Genomic DNA, 17,198 nt, shown 5'->3' on the forward strand with positions numbered 1-17,198 from the left:
GAATTCGTGATTGTCTGGCGGCATCCCGGCCCGCCGAGAGGGGCGCATCGCGATCGTCACGAGACGTGGGGCCGGAGATGCGGTGGCCGTGGACGGGCTGCAGCGGGCGTGGTGCTCGCCGACGAACAGCCATTTGCGGACGTGAACACGCGTGGTCCTGGCGCCCCAAGGCTGGCACCCCGAGGCTGGCGCCAAATCCGCGGGGGATGATGATCCCGCTGATGACGGTGGCTACAAGCCGGACACCGGGGAGCGCGCCATAAGCGTGAAAACCATCGCGGGGAATGCCGAGAGGCCATGGGCGCGGCCGGCGCCCGGCATTCCCCGCGCCCTCTTCTCACGAGGGGCAATTCGGAGCACGCCTCGGCGCCGCGGGACCGCTTTCCTTTGTCAGCCTGCGCTGATCCGCCCACGCCGCTGTTTGTCAATGTCAGGACGAGGTGAGGACGGCCCGCGCGACGTGTCGCCTCAGGCGCGACGCACCGTGCCGAGGAAGCCTTCGACGGCCACGCGGAAGCGGTCGGCGTCATCGGACATCCGGCGCACCGAGGCGACCATCGCCGCGCCCGCATTGCCGGTCTGGCGGTTGAGGGCCGCGACCGAGCCGATCGTGTCGGTGACGGCGCGGGTGCCCTGCGCCGCCTGCTGGAAGTTGCGCGAGATCTCGGTGGTGGCGGCGCGCTGCTGCTCCACGGCCGCCGCGATCGCCGCCATCTTCTCGTCAATGCCGGAGATGTTGTGACTGATGGCGCGGATCGCCTCGACCGACTCGCCGGTCGCAGCCTGGATCTCGCCGATCTGCCGGGTGATGTCGTCGGTTGCGCTCGCGGTCTGCGCCGCGAGGTTCTTGACCTCGCCGGCGACGACGGCAAAGCCGCGGCCCGCCTCGCCGGCGCGCGCCGCCTCGATGGTCGCGTTCAAGGCCAGCAGGTTGGTCTGGCTGGCGATCGCGGTGATCATCTTGACCACCTCGCCGATGCGGTTGGCGGCGCGGTCCAGCATTTCCACGGTGGCGTTGGTCTGGGCCGCCTTCTCCACCGCCTGGCGCGCCTCGGCGGCCGAGGCCTGCACCTGCGCCGCGATCTCGGAGACCGACGCGGTCAGTTCCTCGGTGGCAGCAGCGATGGTCTCGAGATTGGTGGTCGCGGTCTCCGCGGCGCTGGCGACGGCGGCGGTCTGATCGGTGGATTCGTCGACCAGCTTGCGCACGTCGCTGGCGCTGGTATCGAGCTGGCCGGTGGAGGTGCTCATGCTGACGATGACCGCCTGCACCGTGTCGTCGAAGCTCCGGCAGGCGCTGTCGATCGCCTGCGAGCGCTCCAGCCGCTTGCCCTGGTCGAGCTCGCGCTCGCGGGCCAATTGCTCGGCGGTGGCGGCGCTTTCACGCAGGCCCTCGAGCGCGGCGGCCATCGCGCCGAACTCGTCGGCATGAGCAAATTGCGGCACCGGCGTCTGGTAGTCGCGCTGGCCGATGCGCTGGATCGCCTGCATCAGCGCGCCGACCGGGCGCACCAGGCGGACGCGCACCGCACGCAGCGCGGCGCCCGCGACCAGCAGCGCGGTGATGAAGGCGATCGACTGCACGATCAGGCTGCTCAAGGCGGCCGCCTTGATCGCCTCGGCGCGCGCGATCGAGGCGTCGAGCGCGGTCATGCCGATATTGATGATGCCCTGGAACGGGCCCTGGCAGAATGCATTCCACTCCGGCGCCGGCATCGCCGGCTTGCCGCTGCCGTCGAAGCTTTTGGCGAGCTGGTCCATGCGCTGATGCGCCGCCTCGACCTCGGCGCGCGAGGTCTTGACCACGGCGGCGAGATCCGCGCCGCCGGCGCCCGCCAAGAGGTCGTCGAGACTGGACCAGCCGGCCGCGACGGTGCCGCGCCATTGCGCGATCGAGGCCTTCTGGGCGTCGTCGAGCGGCTTGGAGCTGTTGATGTTGGGCCGCATCGCCGAGCATTGCAGGCCATAGCGGTCGCGCACCTGCCAGGCCAGGCGGCGCGCCTGGACCATCTTGGCGATCGTCGGATCGGTCATCCAGGCGCGGTTGGAGACGGCCAGCGAAGCCGCGTTGGCGGCATCCAGCGTCTTGGTCATCGCGTCATACCAGGGCTGAGTGCGGCTCAGCACACGCTCGGCGCGCGGCTTGGCGGCCTCGTCGAACAGCAGCCGGAACTGCGGCTGCGTTGCCTCCCAGCTCGCTTTCAGCCGGCTGATCAGTTCATCGCGCTCGGGCATGTCGACGCCGGCCAGCGCCGCGAGGATGCCGTCATAGCCCTTGGCCTCGACGCCCTGATACTCCGTGAGCCTGGCGCGCGGATCGTCCTCGCTGAGCAGCACGCTCTGCATGTCGCCGCGGCGGGCGCGCATCACCAGCACGTTCTGGAAGATCGCCTTGTCGGCCGCCGTGAGCTGCTCCGTCGCGACGCTTTCGCGGTAGCGGCCGGCAGCGCCGCTCATCAGGATCGCCGTGGACACCAGGATGCCCGCCGCCAGCACCGACAACAACACCATCAGCAGGGTACTGACCGAATTCCTCATCGCGCACCGCCTTACCGCAGAAAGTGGCAGCATGACCCATTTGCGCAAATTCTTCCTTAACCATGGACCGGCACACCCCTGCCCGAGGTCCCGCCTTGCCGAACGTTCCTGCTCGACGTCCACAAACCGCGCGCAAGCCGCGCCGCGCCCAAGGCCGGCTGGCTCAAGGCTGGCGCGCCCTGCGCCGCGATACGGGGCGATATGCTCAGCGCGGCGCATGCTGGTTGCTGCGGACGGCGGGCGCGACGCCGCGCTGGCTGAAGCTGACCGTCGGGGTCGCATTGGCGCTCGGCGTCCTCGCGCTCGCCAATCTCGCCTATCACGTCGTGCGCAAGCCGACCGAGCTGTTCGTCGTGACCGGCCACGCGCTCGACAAGGAGCCGGAGGAGACGTGGCGGCAATATGGCTCGCTGTTTCGCGAGAGCGCAACACGGGCGATCACCCCGGAGCTGCTCGCCGCGCTGGCACAGACCGAAAGCTCCGGCAACCCGGTGGCGAGGACCTATTGGCGCTGGCGGCTCGCCTGGAACCCGTTTGCGCTGTATCAGCCGGCCTCGAGCGCCGTGGGCCTGTTCCAGATGACCGATGGCGCCTTCGCCGACGCCGCCCGGTTCTGCATCCGGGATCACGAGGTCACGGCAGACGATTGCGGATCTCCGAGCCTGTGGATCCGCGCCTGGCCCGTGCATGCGGTGGCCCTCACGGTGATTTCGCTCGACCGCCAGGTCGCCGCGGTGCTCGCGCGGCAGCCCACCGCAAAGCCGACCGCGCAGCAGAAACAGGATCTCGCGGCCGTCATCCATCTCTGCGGCGCCGGCCCTGCCGCGGGCTTCGCCCGGCGCGGCTTCAAGCCCGAAGATGGCGAGCGCTGCGGCGACCATTCGGTCGCGAGCTATCTCGCCAAGGTCAACGCGATGAAGAAGCTGTTTCAGAAACTTGCAGCAGGTCAACGGACCTGAATGGGCATGGCATCGGCGGAAGCGCTGCACGCCCGGTTCCGCGTTAAGCACGTCGCATGCGCGGCTGTGGTCAAGCCCCGCGCGTTAACACATTGGCAACGAACTGCCGCGCATTTTCAGGGTCCCATTCATGTAGGAGTCACCATGTCAGAGATCGGCATTCCCGGCGCGCGCATCCGGTCCTTCGTCGAGCGCATCGAGCACCTCGATGGCGAGTTGGCGGAGCTGAACGAGCAGAAGAAGGAAGTGTTCGCCGAGGCCAAGGGCGAGGGCTTCGACGTCAAGATCCTGAAGGAGATCATCAAGCTGCGAAAGCAGGACCAGGACGAGCGCGACGAGCACGAGACGCTGCTCGACACCTATCTGCGCGCCATGGAAGCGGCAGAGACCGAACCGGCCAAGGCCCCCGAACGCAAGGCGGCGTGACGGGCGCTGGCGCGACCAGCAGATTGTCGACAACGACAGCGCGCGACGCCTCGGCAACGCGCGCTGCGACTGCGGGCCAGGCGCGATTTTCCTTGCCCGGTTCCATCCGAGCCTCTAACGCTGCCCCCGCTTCTGCCAGCGCCCGAGGATGACATGACCGACGCGACGATCTGCCCGCAATGCCGCTCCGAACACGCCTACCAGGACGGCGCGCTGTGGGTCTGTCCGGAATGCGGTCACGAATGGAGCGGTGATGCGGTTGTCGCCGCGGAGGATGAGACGAGCATTCGTGACGCCAACGGCAACGTGCTCGCGGATGGCGACAGCGTCATCGTCATCAAGGACCTCAAGGTGAAAGGCTCGTCCTCGGTGGTGAAAGGCGGCACCAAGGTGCGCAACATCCGCCTGCAGGAGGCGAGCGACGGCCACAACATCGCGTGCAAGATCGACGGCATCGGCCAGCTGAATCTGAAGTCGGAGTTCGTGCGCAAGGCATGACATGCCGCCCCCTTCACATGCGCGCTCCCGGAACATTCGGCACGTCGCCGCGTTCGGATCGACAACGGGAGGATGGCCATGCTGACGGACGACCAGATCGCGACACTCGCAGATATCGGCCAGGCAATCGCTTTCTCGCCTGATCGCCAGGACGAACTGGACGGCCTGATTCGCGAAGGCTACGTCGCCAAGGACGGCGACATCTACGAGCTGACCGCGAAAGGTCAGAAAGTCCTGACCGATCGCGGCGCCGGCCTCAACGAGGCCTGAGACGCGCGGCAGCGCCGGGTTTGAAGACTTGCGAGCCTTGGAATCAAGCCCTGGAATAGCGGTATCCCGGCCCTCGGCGGCATTCCGGCCCAACCGCCACTCGACTGCGCAAACGCTGCCCGTTCTTTGGCATCGGTAAAATTCGAGGATGCGCGCGCAGCCGGACACGCATGTGGCGATGACGCTCACATCGCGAACTCATCAGCAGCATACCGAACGGCATTGTGAAACCTGCGTGATGTCGCTCGGGATTCGTCACGCTTGTGTAGCGATCAAGTAACATCCGCAACGATCCGTCCCGTAGCAACCCGGCCCACCATCATAACTTGGCATGAACTCTGCTTTCGCGATCCTTACCGGGTCCCACTCTATGGAGGCAGAATCAACGTGCTCGTCACTCTCGTCGCAATGCTCTGCAACGGCCAGCTCTGCATGGAGAAGGTTGTCACGAATAGCGAGATGTCCGGCATCACGATGACGTCGTGCGCGGTCAGTGCACAGATCGGAATCGCCGACTGGATGTCCAAGGGTCCATATCACGAGTGGCGCCTGCAGGGTTACAAGTGCGTCGCCGGCAAGTACGTGCCGAAGACCCACGCCTGATCGGCTGGCTGGCGGGCGGTCGACCGTGCCTGCGCGGCACGCGCCGCCGCGGTCGACCGCTCGGACCACCACCTGTCGAATGTTCGACGCAGGCGGCGTCATGTTTGGAACGCGCCTGGACAAAGAACGAGCCGTTTGCGTGAAAATCGGCCCGGATCCCGTCCTGATCGATGCTTTCGGCACCTTTGCGGATGGCCCACTTCCTGCAATGTCCGCCTGGCTAAACAGGGGATGGGATCATGCCGTTCTATAGCTTCCACTGCGCCAATTGCGCTGCAGACGTCGAGTTGTTGATCGGAATATCCGAACGACCGGTGTGCCCGGGCTGCGGCGGCCGCAAGCTCACCCGGCTGCCGTCGCTGCCCGCCCCTCCGGCCCGCAGCCCCGGCCTGATCAGGGCCGCGCGCGCACAGGCGGCTCGCGAGGGACATCTCAGCAATTTCAGCCGCGCCGAACGGAAGAAGCGCTGACGGCCCGAGCCGGCGGTGTAACGTCAATCCGACGTGATCTGCACGTCCGGCACGTCGTCCTCTGGGTCGTCGATGTCGAGGCCGTCCTCCTCGTCGAGATCGATGCCGGACAGGCAGACATCACCATCGTCGATCACCAGCTTGATCGCGGCCAGAGCCGAGCCCTGGCACGGCCCGATGAAGCATTTTCCGGTGTCGAGGTCGAAGCGCGCGCCGTGCTGGCCGCAGACCAGGAAATTGCCTTCCTCATCCATGAACTCGCCGGCGCGCTGATCGAGACGGGCGCCCTGGTGCGGGCAGGCATTCTCAAAGCCGTAGAAATGATTGCCTTTGCGGGTGACCAGGATCGGCCACGGCTTGGCGGTACCGTCCGGCTCCCGGCGCTGGAGAACGAAGCCCCGTGCGCCGCCATCGTCCACCTCATAGGTCGCACAGATTGCAAACAGCGTCTCCATCACCGGCCTCCTATGGCGGGTCCCCGACATCGTGGCGCCACGCTGTCGAAGCGCAGCAAGCGGCATGCCAGCCGGTCGCCGGAGCCCCTCCGTCCTCACCCCATGGGCAGGCCGAGCCTGCCGATGCCGGGGAATTTGAGCGCCGGCCGGCGCACATCCACGCCGAGAACGCCACCGAGGACGTTCAGCTCAAGTCCTTCGATCCACCCCACGGTGACGCCGAGATAGCCTCCCAAAGACACGAACAGACCGGTGCCAGAGGCGGTGCGCCCCCACCACCCCGCATAAGGAAAGTCCTTGCCGATCGCGGTCGGCGGCAGCACCGCGTTCAGCTCCGGCACGGCGTTCAGCGCGGCCTGGACGAAGGTGTTCGAATTCGGCCCCGGCCAGGCGTTGTAGTCGCCATAGGCACGGAAACGATAGGTCTCGATCACATTGCGGATCTTCGGAATCACGCGCTGGGCTTCGTTGCCATCGACGGCCAGAACCGTCTCCGGCACAGCTCCGAACCAGCGCCCATCGGGAGCGAAACCATCGACGCGGATCGGTTCGCCCCACGCCGTGTAGTCATAGCGCGTATAGCGTGGCGCGCCCTTCTCCTTGACGACGATCCAGGTATGGACCGCGAAGATGCCGCGCCACCGCACTGTGCGCGCAGCGAACACGCGCACCAGCGCATCGGCCTGTTCGGCCGGAGAGGGGAGCAATCCCGCACTAGACCGATCGGCGCTTTGCCAGTTGCCGCGGCGATCATCGCGCAGATAGTTCGCGGCCGAGAGGGACAAGGGGGCGATAATGAGCAGCAGGAAGACGAGCACGAGCTTTTTCACGACGGACGAGTTGCTGGAGATCCGGAGGATGACCCTCATGTAGTCGTCCTCGCGGCTTCTGCCACTGCCGCAGTGACCCATCAGCCTGATCCAGACATGCGGAACCGGCTTCCAAAGCGAGCGACCTGAAACTGTGAGAACGGTGATGGGCGCCGAGCTCTCGCAACGGCTAAAGCCGCAAAGTCACGCAGGGCCCCGTCTCACGGCGCTCCATTGCCGGAGAGAATCTGCGCCACCCCGCCGAATCCGCGGCGAAATGCATCGTCGAACGTCACGCCGCGGAGCTGCCAATGATGCTGCTGTCCGTCGGCGTCGAGCTGCCACTGGGCGATCCAGCCGAGCTCGCGGTCGTCCCATGCCAGTTGCCCAAACAGCCTGACCTGAACGCCGGGTAACACGGCCCCGAGGCTCGCCGGGGTCGGAGCGCCCTGATCGGCACGGCCAGAGCTGGCCGTCGCGAGCTCTGACGCCGTGGGCAGAGCGATGTCGAGGCCGCGTTTGGCCGCGGCCGCACGCAGCGCGTCACGCTGCAGATCGGAGCGCCGATCATCCGCGGCGACAAGAAAGCGGCTGCCGCCGTAATTCATCGCGACGATCGTGGCGACGACCGGACGCGCCGCAAGCCATGGCTTGGTCGCCAAGGTCCCCAGCAGAGCGTCGATCTTGGCGTGATCGAACGAGACCGTGAGATCGTAGGAACGATCGCGCGTGCCCTGCTCATCGTGCTTCGGCTTCCCTGCCTTCTGGTCGTGATAGTCGAAGCCGGTGACGAAGTCGCCGGCCCGCGCCTTGAACGGCGTCAAGCGGGCGTCTCCGCCGAGCTGATAAGCGCCCGACACCTTGATCAGCACGTCTTCCAGACAGGCGGAAAACGCGACCTCACGGTTGTCCGGCCCCTGGCCGGTCACAATCGTCTGAGCGCGGTAGAGATCTTCGGTCCCCGCGCTGGCGCCATGGCAGAGACCGACGATCAGCCAGAGGCCAAGGCTCCAGGCGACATATCGCAGCACGCTATCCCGCGATCGCATCTCGTCCTCAGCTCAGCACGGATGCGCTATTTCTGGCGGTCGAGCTTGATGATCGTTTTGGTGTTGCCGTCCGACGTGGAGAATGTGACGCGATCGCCGGCGTGAACGTCCTCGACCATCGCATTGTCCTTGACCTTGAATTCCTCCGCCGTCGCCGCGGCAGCCGCGCCCACGGTTCCATTCTGAACGCGCTTGATGGCAATCGTTCCATTCAGACGATTGATGCCGGTCACCACGCCGGCAGCGCCCTGCTCCGCAGCAAGGACAGGCAGACTCCACGCGAGAACCGCGGCCGTGGCCAGGGTGATGGTTGCTGTCTTCATCGCTGTTCTCCTGCTGTGATATTCGCGGCAGACAAGACGCCACGAATCCCTTTGGTTCCGTCGATCACTTTGTACGTCTGCAGTGTAACCGCGGATGAACGCGGCTGTTTGACGCGCCGCAAACGTTCATCTTTGTGGCGTTCATTTGTGACGCTCGCTGCGCAAGCATTCTCCCCACCAACATCACCGCGATTCACGATCCGGCTGCCGGAGACTGCCAAGACCGGGATCGGCAATCGCCTTGCCGCGCCTATGTAGTTATCCGCGTATGATTTGTCATCGCCAGGCACCAAGTTCGATGGCATGCGGCGCGATGTGCTGATCAGCGCTGTAACGCCGGGTTCATCATTGCGTCATCATGCGCCTTGACAGCGTCTGCGAGCGGGAGGACGATCGTGTCGCTGCTCGTCTGCAGTGCGCTTTCTGTAGTGGCCGTGAGTGACAGATCAGCCATCGCGGATTGACGGCGAACCGACGTGGCGGGAGGTCCAATGACTCCACCTCAGTACCGACTCCGCTGAGTGCGACGGCATCGCTTCGGACCGTCGCATAGCGGCAAATTCACGAACGGCACGCCGGGGCTCGGCTTAGAGGGCTGCATCAGCGAGGCATGGCCCCTTGCCGACCCGGCGTTGGCCGTCGGCTCGACCAATGCCATTGGTGAATATCAACTGTAGCTTTTATCGGCCGCAATCGGTGCCCTTGCGAAGGCTGCAGTTGTGGTGCGGCGCAGGATGCCGGGTGCGCATGTCACCGCAAGATTGATCATCGCCGACGCATCGCTTCCTGCAACTGCCAAATCAACCGATCTGCAATCAGAATGGTTTTGAGGACCAGCTTCCGCGGCATTTCGGCGCGACAGCGGGAGCGACCCGCTGCGCGCAATGCTGCGGCCAATCGCAACTACTTGCTGTAGTCGTAGAAGCCCTTGCCAGTCTTGCGGCCCAGCTGGCCTGCCGCCACCATTTCCTTCAACAGTGGCGCCGGGCGATATTTCGGATCGTTGAAGCCGTTGTAGAACACTTCCATCACCGACAGCATCGTATCGAGCCCGATCAGGTCCGCCAGCGCAAGCGGGCCGATCGGATGATTGCAGCCGAGCTTCATGCCCTCGTCGATGTCGGCGGCGGTGGCGATCCCCTCAGAATAGGCAAAGATCGCCTCGTTGATCATGGGGCACAGAATGCGGTTGACGGCGAAGCCCGGACTGTTCTTCGCGGTGATCGCGACCTTGCCGATCCGTTTGGCGAAATCGGCAGCGGCCGCATGCGTGGCATCGGACGTCTGCAAGCCGCGGATCAGTTCGAGCAGCGCCATCATCGGCACCGGGTTGAAGAAGTGCATGCCGATGAAGCGGTCGGGCCGGTCCGTCGCGGTCGCCAGCTTGGTGATCGAGATCGACGACGTGTTGGTGGCGATCAGCGCCTCCGGCTTCAGGCCCGCGCAGAGATCCCTGAGGATCTTGAGCTTGAGCTCCTCGTTCTCCGTTGCAGCCTCGATGACGAGATCGCAGCTCGCCAGCTTCGCCTTGTCCGTGGTGCCGGTGATGAGCGACAGCGCCTTGTCCTTGTCGGCGGCGGTCATCTTGTCCTTCTTGACCAGACGATCGAGGCTCGAGCCGACTGTCGCGAGCCCGCGCGCCACCGCCTGCTCGGAAATGTCCACCATCACGATCGGTACGCCCGCGGCCGCGCAGACCTGCGCGATGCCGTTGCCCATGGTGCCTGCTCCGATGATGCCGACTGTCTCAATCATTGCTCATGCCTCTCTCAGGTCGTCCGGGCGACGCCGCCCGCGCTCGCCTGCTGCTTAACAGGCTATCGCATCAGCGGGTAGACCCTCGCCAGGCGCATCGCTGCGACCGCGAGCCAGTCAAACATGCGCCGGCTGACCTTCTCCCACCCGGCGGAAGGCATCGCGGATCTCCGACAGCAGGGTTTGCACGCGGGCCAGATTGGCCCGCGCTGTCGGCACCAGGGCCTTGACCCAGAGGTCCGGCAGCAACGCCTCCGGGAGCACCTCGATCAGCGCTCCGCTTCGCAGCCCTGGGGCCACCACCTTGCGCGAGACCACCGCAATGCCGCCACCGGCACTCAGGGCTTCCACCAGCAGCCCGTTATTGTTGGTCAACAGGCGCGGCCGTACCGCGACGGTGGTCAGACCGCTCTTGCCGTCGAAGGTCCAAACCGACCCCATCGGCGTAAACACCAGACAATCGTGATCGGCGAGATCACGGATGTGGCGCGGCTGGCCACGCCGCGCGAGATAGGACGGCGCGGCACACAGCACACGTGGAAAGGCCAGCAGCGGCTCTTCGATGACGCCATGAAACGACGACGGCATCATCGTCAGCACGATGTCGAATCCCTCCTCGACCGGATTGACGGTGCGGTCGACCAGCACCGCCTCCAGGACGACGCGCGGATATTTGATCTGAAAGCTCGATAACAGCCGCGGCAGGTCGATCGCCATTGGCGACCCCGGTGCCTTGATGCGGATGTGGCCCTCGATCTCATGCGGCGATCGTTTCACGCCGGCAGCCATCTCGTCATATTCACGGACGATCTGCTGCATGGTCTCGAGATAGCGTTCACCGATCTCGGTGAGCTGCAGGCGCCGCGTGCTTCGTCGCAACAGCTTGCATTTCATCGACCATTCGAGGTGGCTCACCCGCTTCGTCACGACGGACGGCGCCAGCCCCAGCTGGCGGGCCGCTTCGGAGAAGCTTCCGTTCCGGGCCGTCGCCACAAAGGCCTTCATATTCAAAAGGCTATCGCTCATTTCATCCAATCCGGAAAAAATGTTCTGCCAAAATAGCCTATTCTCCCTCCTTTTCGAAGCAAATAGCTTGCAGCTGCAAACTGCTCCGGCTGTGGACGCGCCTCCAAGGTTGTGTCCGGGTCGGTCGCTCCGCCCAGAACGATTGGCCGCCGTCGGGCGGTTTGCACAAGCCGTCACCAAACGAACGGCAGAAGGGGAAGGAGACCATGAGCTCAACAGCGGTCATTGACGTCAGCGACGTCATCGAGCACCAGCGCCGCAACGCCCTGGTGCTCAAAGTCGTGACCCTATCCACCATCATGATGTGTCTCGACGGTTATGACCTGCACGCGATGGCGTTCGCGGCCCCGTCCCTCATCCGCAGCTGGGGCATCGACAAGGCCACGCTCGGCATCGTGTTCAGCGCCGGCGTGTTCGGCATTCTCGTCGGCGGGTTGATCTTCGGCTATCTCGGCGACCGCATCGGACGGCGTCTTTCGATCGTCGCGGCTACCGTGACTTTTGGCGGCTTCAGCCTGCTGACAGCGTGGGCCGGTGATCTGAACATGCTTATCGCGCTCCGCTTCCTCGCCGGCATCGGGATCGGCGGCCTTGCGCCGCTGTGCTTCTCGCTCAATCTCGAATATGTGCCGAGCCGTTATCGCGGCACCGTCGTCGCCATCATCATGCTCGGTTATGTCGCGGGCGGCAGTGCCGGCGGACTCATCGCCGCCTGGCTGGTGCCGCATCTCGGCTGGCCGATCGTGTTCTGGATCGGCGGCGTGCTGCCGCTGCTCGCCGCGATCGTCAGCTTCTTCAGCCTGCCGGAATCTATCAAGTTTCTCGTCGCGCAGGGCCGGCAACCCGACGAGGTCGCGCGCATCGTCAACCGCATCGCGCCCGGTCTCAACGCGCAACCGACCAGCCGCTTCGTGATCCGGGAGGACGAGCCCACCCCGGCCGGCAGCGGGCCGTTCGCGCGCCTGACCGCCTTGTTCGACGGCAGGCTCGCGGTCATCACGCCGCTGCTGTGGGTGGCCTATATCGCCAGCTCGATGACGATGTTCTTCCTCAACAGCTGGACGCCGATCCTGGCGGAAGCGTCAGGCTATTCGCCGGCGCAGGCTGCGTTCGGCCTGTCGATGTTCAGCCTCGGCGGCTCGGTCGGAGCCCTGCTCGCCGGCTGGGCGCTCGACCGCTTCGGCGTGCTTGCGATCGCCGCCGTCCCGATGATCGCCTGCCCGCTGGTTGCTTCGCTGGGGTTTGCCGGCTTCAGCGACGCGGGTTTCCTGACCGCGATGATGTGCGTCGGCTTCTTCGTCGTCGGCGGCCACCAGGGTCTGAACAGTGCCGTGGGGCAGTTCTATCCGAGCGCCAACCGCGCGACTGCCGTCGGCTGGGCGCTCTCGGTGGCCAAGATCGGCTCGATCGGCGGACCGTTGATCGCCGGGCTGCTGATCGCCCGGCATCTGCCGGCGTCGAGCCTGTTCGTGCTCGCGGCGCTCCCGCCCCTGGTCATGGCGTGCTGCGTCGTCTCGCTGGGGCTGTCGCAACGTCGCCGCAGCCTCGCAGCTCCTGAACCGGACAAGGTCGATCAGGCCGCGCCGGCCTGATCGCTGCAGCGCCGACACGTTCTCGTCAGATACGGAGCCGACCATGAGAATGCCCTATGGGGGTGCGATCGATTGCGACCTCCACGTTGCCGCACCGACCATCGCCGAGCTGCTGCCCTTCCTCGACGACTATTGGCGCGACCAGCTCGTCAACCGCGCCATCGACCGCATGCCGTTTGCGATGATGAGCTATCCGCCCAATGCGCCGATCAGCATGCGCGCCGATTGGCGCAGCACGCCGGCCGCCACGCCGCTCGAGACTCTGCGCGCACAAGCGCTCGATCCGTTCGGCGTCCAATGCGCCATCGTCAATGTCATCCATGGCTGCGTCGCGCTGCATCATGACGACATGGCCGCCGCGCTGTGCCGCGCGGTCAATGACTGGCTGCGTGTGCAATGGCTCGACCGCGAGCCGCGGCTGCGCGGCTCGATCCTGATCCATCCCCAGGACATCGCCCAGGCGGTGGCCGAGGTCGAGCGTCTCTCATCCGACAGCCGCTTCGTTCAGATCCTGATGCTGGCGATGGGCGAGCGGCCGCTCGGCCGGCGCGAATTCTTCCCGCTCTATGCCGCCGCGGAACGCCATGGGCTGGTCGTCGCCGTCCATGCCGGCAGCACCTATCGCTATGCGCCGACCATCGTCGGCTGGCCCTGCTATCAGTTCGAGGACTATGTCGCCCAGGCGCAGGCGTTCGAGAACCAGACCGTCAGCCTGATCGCCGAGGGCGTTTTCCAACAATTTACTAAGCTGAGATTCGTCTTCCTCGAATCCGGCGTCAGCTGGCTGCCGGTGACGATGTGGCGCACCGACAAGACTTGGCGCGGGGCTCGCCCCGAAACACCCTGGGTCGACCGCTGGCCATCCGAGATCATCCGCGAGCACATCAGGCTCACGACCCAGCCGTTCGACGCCCCCGACGCCACCGCCGTCGCGCAGACCATCGCGCGCATCGGCTCCGACGACATGCTGCTGTTCGCGACCGACTACCCGCATTGGCAGTTCGAGGGCGACGACGTGCTGCCCGACGGCGTGCCGTCCGCCACCCTGCGCAAGCTGCTGATCGACAATGCGCAGGCGACCTATCCGCGCCTTGCCCAGCAGGCGCTTGGCGCGGCCGCCACGATCGAGGAGACGATCCGATGAACGCACCGTTCCGAGAGCAGCGGGCGCGACAGACCCTCGCGGTGGTCGACTGCGACATTCATCCCGCCCATCGCACGCCGGGCGAGCTGCTGCCCTATCTCGAGCCGCGCTGGCGCGAGCACTATCAGACTTACGGGGTGCATGTGCGGCAGGCGCTGTCGAGCACGCTGATGTATCCGCGCATGATGGCAGCCGGCATGCGCTCCGACGCGCTGCCGGCCAGCGGCCCGGCGGGATCGGATCTGGACATGCTGCGCAGGCAGCATCTCGATCCCGTCAATGTCGAGTTCGGGCTGTTGATGGCGCTCAGCAAGGGCGGCATGGAGGAACGCAATCCCGAATTCGCCGCAGCCATGTCGCGTGCCACCAATGACTGGCAGATTGACCGTTGGGTGCGGCAGGAGCCGCGGCTGCGTGCTGGCATCGTCGTGCCGCAGGAGTTCCCCGAGGCTGCGGTGGCCGAGATCGAGCGCTGCGCCGCCGATCGCCGCTACGTGCAGATCATGCTGTCGTCGCGACCGTCCGATCCGCTGGGCCATCCCCGCTATTGGCCGATCTACGCCGCGGCGGAACGCGCCGGATTGCCGATCGGCCTGCATCCGGTCGGCTACAATGGCGGACATCCTTCGACCGGCTCGGGATGGCCGACCTATTACCTGCAGGAGCATTACGTCTTCGTCGCCTGCATGGAGTCGCTTGCCGCGAGCTTCATCCTCGGCGGCGTGTTCGAGCGTTTCCCCGGCCTGAAGGTCGTTCTGGTCGAAGGCGGCTTCGCCTGGGCCCCGGCGCTGGCCTGGCGCATGGACAAGCACTTCGACAAGTTCCGCAAGGAAGTGCCGCATCTGAAGCAGCGGCCCTCCGACTATCTGCGCCGTCACATCTGGTGGACCACGCAGCCAATCGAGGAGCCGGAGCAGGCGCGCCATCTCACGGAGATCATCGACTGGATCGGCTGGGACCGCCTGCTCTACTCGTCGGACTATCCGCATTGGGACTACGACAATCCGAGCTTCTCCTTCAAATTCCCGATGACCGAAGCCCAGCGCCGCCAGATCTTCAGGGACAATGCAATGGCATTGTATCGCCTGTCATGAGCCGCCACGTCGTCTGTTCCGCCGACGAATTGCCGCCGGGCGCGCGCCGGACCGCCTTCATCGACGGCCGCGAGATCGCACTGTTCAACGTCGACGGAAGGCTGCATGCGCTGCTGAACCGCTGTCCGCATGGCGGCGCGCGGATCTGCACCGGCGTCATCACCGGCATCGCGCAATCCTCTGGTCCCGGCGACTATCGCCTCGAACGCAACGGGGAATTCCTGCGCTGCCCCTGGCACGGCTGGGAGTTCGAGCTCGCCACCGGCCAGTCCTGGTGCGACCCACGCACCACGCGGCTGCGCAACTACGACGTCAAGCGCGAGACCGGCGGGAACCTCGTGAAAGGCCCTTACGTCGCCGAGCGCTACCCCGTCGCGATCGAGAACGACTACATCATCATCGAGCTCTGACGGCGGCGCTGACCGCTGGAACGGAATGCAACTCGCTCTCGTTGATGGTCCGCTCGGTGGCGCGACGCTGCCGGGTTCGACCGCAGCGGAGGCGAACGACATGCACGGCGGAGCGGCAAGCTTTTGGGGCTGGGGCCTCGGCATCGTCATCCTCGGTCTCATTCTCGCTTACGCCGCGACGCGCGCCGGACGGTTGCGGCCGGTCGGCGTAGCCGTCGACAAGACCGGCGCGCTGCTCATCGCCGACGACGTCGGCAACACCGTCTGGCGCGTTACCGCGTCGGGCAGTTGATCTGTTGGAGTTCCGACAGCGATGGAGGAGACAATGGGACTAGCTCAATACGCCGTGGTCGCGGTCGGCGATCATTGGAGCGTGCTGCACGACGGCAACACGCATGGCGACTTCGCCACCCGGGAAGCGGCATTCGAGTCGGCGGCCGCAGCGGCCACCCTGGCGCTCAAACAAGGACATGAGGTGCATCTCAGCGTCCCAGGCAACGATCCGGAACGGTCGAACAACTAACCATCGCAGGCCGCAAGACGGTTCCCTCGCCTTCCGCTCATCGTGAATTGCACGCTAACGTGTGTTAGCGACACCGGCCGGACAGAGTCACAGACTCCTGTTCAGTGAAACAGGAGTTCGCCCATGCCCCTCAAGAGAAACCGGCGCAAACAAACAATTCCATTTGCCGAGCGCCTGCAGCAGGCCGCCACCGCGGCGCGTGATGCTGCGAAATTGCTTCCGGCCGGACAGGAGCGGGATTCGCTGTTGAAGAAGGCGCTGCAGGCCGAAACGGCGGCGCACATCAATGAGCTGTTGAGCGCTCCGCGCCTGCAGCCTGCAGATCGCTAGAATTTACCTGGACGTCCCGCCGCCTGGCCGCACCGCTGGCCACGTATTCTGTCCCCCGATCCAGGAACCCAGTCCCGCCCGCAGGCTTATGAGTGGGAGAACTTGCCCGGCGAGGTGAGGATGGCGCGGATCGTGGTCGGCACATCTGGGTGGCACTACGCATCCTGGCGCGGCGCCTTCTTTCCGTCCGGTCTGCTGATCCGCCATGAGCTGCCCTATTACGCCAGCCAATTCGAGACCACCGAGTTGAACGGTGTGTTCTATCGAACACCGACTGAAGCTGCTGTCCGCAGCTGGCACGATCAGACAGGTCCGGACTTCGTCTTCGCCTGGAAGGCGTCCAAGTTCATCACCCATTGGAAGCGTCTGTCGGCGCGCTCGGTCAACAGCCTGGAGCTGATGGAAAGCCGGCTGGCGTTGCTCGGCGATAAGGCCGGCCCCGTGCTGTTTCAGCTGCCGCCGCAATTCCAGCTGGATGTCGACAGGCTCGCCGGATTCCTGGCGCTGCTGCCCCGGCATCGCCGCTACAGCTTCGAGTTCCGTCACCCGAGCTGGTATACGTCAACGATCCTGCGCCTGCTGAGAGATGCCAATATTTCGCTGTGTCTGTCAGACCATCACGACGCGCCGGCGCCGTGGCGACGGACCGCTGATTTTGTCTACGTGCGGGGCCATGGACCGGGCGGCCAGTACCGCGACAACTATCCTGCTGCCACGCTCGAAGACTGGGCCCGGCGACTCCGTGGATGGTCCGCACACGGGATCGACGTCTACGTCTACTTCGACAACGATCAGAAAAGCGCGGCGCCCGCCGATGCGTTGCGCCTGCGCGCGTTGCTCGAACGTCGCCGCAGCCGTTCACCGCGGCTGGGGCGGCGGTCCTCCGCGGAACCTCGTGCCCAGCCTTCGGTTTAGTTCCCGATC

Annotated in this window: 21 protein-coding genes; 14 read left to right on the forward strand and 7 right to left on the reverse strand. The window is 65.5% G+C overall.

Annotated features, from left to right (window positions below):
• Nucleotides 1–468: 468 nt before the first annotated feature.
• On the reverse strand, nucleotides 469–2,538 hold the full coding sequence (locus tag HL671_RS16825; protein ID WP_172237065.1) for a methyl-accepting chemotaxis protein: 2,070 nt from the start codon (nucleotides 2,536–2,538) through the stop codon (nucleotides 469–471).
• 179 nt (nucleotides 2,539–2,717) lie between these two features.
• Between HL671_RS16825 and HL671_RS16830 the strand changes: the two genes are divergently transcribed.
• The 6 genes from HL671_RS16830 (at nucleotide 2,718) to HL671_RS16855 (ending at nucleotide 5,764) form a co-directional block, all read left to right on the forward strand.
• On the forward strand, nucleotides 2,718–3,497 hold the full coding sequence (locus HL671_RS16830) for a transglycosylase SLT domain-containing protein (protein WP_172237128.1): 780 nt from the start codon (nucleotides 2,718–2,720) through the stop codon (nucleotides 3,495–3,497).
• Nucleotides 3,498–3,641: 144 nt separating this feature from the next.
• On the forward strand, nucleotides 3,642–3,923 hold the full coding sequence (locus tag HL671_RS16835) for a DUF2312 domain-containing protein (protein ID WP_012044300.1): 282 nt from the start codon (nucleotides 3,642–3,644) through the stop codon (nucleotides 3,921–3,923).
• 153 nt (nucleotides 3,924–4,076) lie between these two features.
• On the forward strand, nucleotides 4,077–4,421 hold the full coding sequence (locus tag HL671_RS16840) for a zinc ribbon domain-containing protein YjdM (RefSeq protein WP_172237066.1): 345 nt from the start codon (nucleotides 4,077–4,079) through the stop codon (nucleotides 4,419–4,421).
• A gap of 78 nt (nucleotides 4,422–4,499) precedes the next feature.
• Nucleotides 4,500–4,691 (forward strand): hypothetical protein, encoded by a 192-nt coding sequence (locus HL671_RS16845; RefSeq protein ID WP_012044302.1) that lies wholly within the window; start codon nucleotides 4,500–4,502, stop codon nucleotides 4,689–4,691.
• Nucleotides 4,692–5,078: 387 nt separating this feature from the next.
• Nucleotides 5,079–5,294, forward strand: coding sequence for a hypothetical protein (locus HL671_RS16850; RefSeq protein WP_172237067.1), 216 nt, complete (start codon nucleotides 5,079–5,081; stop codon nucleotides 5,292–5,294).
• Between the two features lie 239 nt (nucleotides 5,295–5,533).
• Entirely contained in the window at nucleotides 5,534–5,764 is a 231-nt protein-coding gene (locus tag HL671_RS16855; RefSeq protein ID WP_012044304.1) for an FmdB family zinc ribbon protein, read from the forward strand.
• A 23-nt stretch (nucleotides 5,765–5,787) separates the two neighbouring features.
• Here HL671_RS16855 and HL671_RS16860 read toward each other — a convergent pair whose 3' ends face one another.
• The 6 genes from HL671_RS16860 to HL671_RS16885 all read right to left on the reverse strand — a co-directional run bounded on the left by HL671_RS16860 (nucleotide 5,788) and on the right by HL671_RS16885 (nucleotide 11,181).
• Nucleotides 5,788–6,219, reverse strand: coding sequence for a Rieske (2Fe-2S) protein (locus HL671_RS16860; protein WP_041750782.1), 432 nt, complete (start codon nucleotides 6,217–6,219; stop codon nucleotides 5,788–5,790).
• 95 nt (nucleotides 6,220–6,314) lie between these two features.
• Nucleotides 6,315–7,037, reverse strand: coding sequence for a DUF3750 domain-containing protein (locus HL671_RS16865; protein ID WP_172237129.1), 723 nt, complete (start codon nucleotides 7,035–7,037; stop codon nucleotides 6,315–6,317).
• 212 nt (nucleotides 7,038–7,249) lie between these two features.
• Complete coding sequence (locus HL671_RS16870; protein ID WP_172237068.1) at nucleotides 7,250–8,077, reverse strand: DUF2066 domain-containing protein; 828 nt, start codon at nucleotides 8,075–8,077, stop codon at nucleotides 7,250–7,252.
• A gap of 26 nt (nucleotides 8,078–8,103) precedes the next feature.
• Nucleotides 8,104–8,400 (reverse strand): copper-binding protein, encoded by a 297-nt coding sequence (locus HL671_RS16875; RefSeq protein ID WP_012044308.1) that lies wholly within the window; start codon nucleotides 8,398–8,400, stop codon nucleotides 8,104–8,106.
• A gap of 903 nt (nucleotides 8,401–9,303) precedes the next feature.
• On the reverse strand, nucleotides 9,304–10,155 hold the full coding sequence (locus HL671_RS16880) for a 3-hydroxybutyryl-CoA dehydrogenase (protein ID WP_041750783.1): 852 nt from the start codon (nucleotides 10,153–10,155) through the stop codon (nucleotides 9,304–9,306).
• Between the two features lie 117 nt (nucleotides 10,156–10,272).
• Nucleotides 10,273–11,181 (reverse strand): LysR family transcriptional regulator, encoded by a 909-nt coding sequence (locus tag HL671_RS16885; protein ID WP_012044310.1) that lies wholly within the window; start codon nucleotides 11,179–11,181, stop codon nucleotides 10,273–10,275.
• Nucleotides 11,182–11,387: 206 nt separating this feature from the next.
• On the opposite strand from HL671_RS16885, the gene HL671_RS16890 reads away from it, so the two are divergent.
• The 8 genes from HL671_RS16890 (at nucleotide 11,388) to HL671_RS16925 (ending at nucleotide 17,189) form a co-directional block, all read left to right on the forward strand.
• Nucleotides 11,388–12,773: an MFS transporter gene (locus HL671_RS16890; protein WP_012044311.1), complete on the forward strand. Its 1,386-nt coding sequence runs from the start codon at nucleotides 11,388–11,390 to the stop codon at nucleotides 12,771–12,773.
• A 43-nt stretch (nucleotides 12,774–12,816) separates the two neighbouring features.
• The gene (locus HL671_RS16895) at nucleotides 12,817–13,917 is read left to right on the forward strand and encodes an amidohydrolase family protein (protein ID WP_172237069.1); all 1,101 of its coding nucleotides are present in this window, start codon (nucleotides 12,817–12,819) and stop codon (nucleotides 13,915–13,917) included.
• A complete protein-coding gene (locus tag HL671_RS16900; protein ID WP_172237070.1) occupies nucleotides 13,914–15,011 on the forward strand; it encodes an amidohydrolase family protein in 1,098 nt (365 codons plus the stop codon). The genes HL671_RS16895 and HL671_RS16900 overlap by 4 nt, the downstream gene beginning before the upstream one ends.
• Complete coding sequence (locus HL671_RS16905; protein WP_012044314.1) at nucleotides 15,008–15,421, forward strand: Rieske (2Fe-2S) protein; 414 nt, start codon at nucleotides 15,008–15,010, stop codon at nucleotides 15,419–15,421. The genes HL671_RS16900 and HL671_RS16905 overlap by 4 nt, the downstream gene beginning before the upstream one ends.
• Before the next feature lie 25 nt (nucleotides 15,422–15,446).
• Nucleotides 15,447–15,713 (forward strand): hypothetical protein, encoded by a 267-nt coding sequence (locus tag HL671_RS16910; RefSeq protein WP_172237022.1) that lies wholly within the window; start codon nucleotides 15,447–15,449, stop codon nucleotides 15,711–15,713.
• A gap of 33 nt (nucleotides 15,714–15,746) precedes the next feature.
• Complete coding sequence (locus tag HL671_RS16915) at nucleotides 15,747–15,944, forward strand: hypothetical protein (protein ID WP_012044316.1); 198 nt, start codon at nucleotides 15,747–15,749, stop codon at nucleotides 15,942–15,944.
• Between the two features lie 123 nt (nucleotides 15,945–16,067).
• Nucleotides 16,068–16,274: a hypothetical protein gene (locus tag HL671_RS16920; protein ID WP_012044317.1), complete on the forward strand. Its 207-nt coding sequence runs from the start codon at nucleotides 16,068–16,070 to the stop codon at nucleotides 16,272–16,274.
• A gap of 120 nt (nucleotides 16,275–16,394) precedes the next feature.
• Nucleotides 16,395–17,189, forward strand: coding sequence for a DUF72 domain-containing protein (locus tag HL671_RS16925; protein WP_172237071.1), 795 nt, complete (start codon nucleotides 16,395–16,397; stop codon nucleotides 17,187–17,189).
• Nucleotides 17,190–17,198: the final 9 nt, after the last annotated feature.

It is taken from the genome of Bradyrhizobium denitrificans, from assembly GCF_013179005.1.
In the GTDB taxonomy this organism is placed as follows: Bacteria; Pseudomonadota; Alphaproteobacteria; order Rhizobiales; family Xanthobacteraceae; genus Bradyrhizobium; species Bradyrhizobium denitrificans.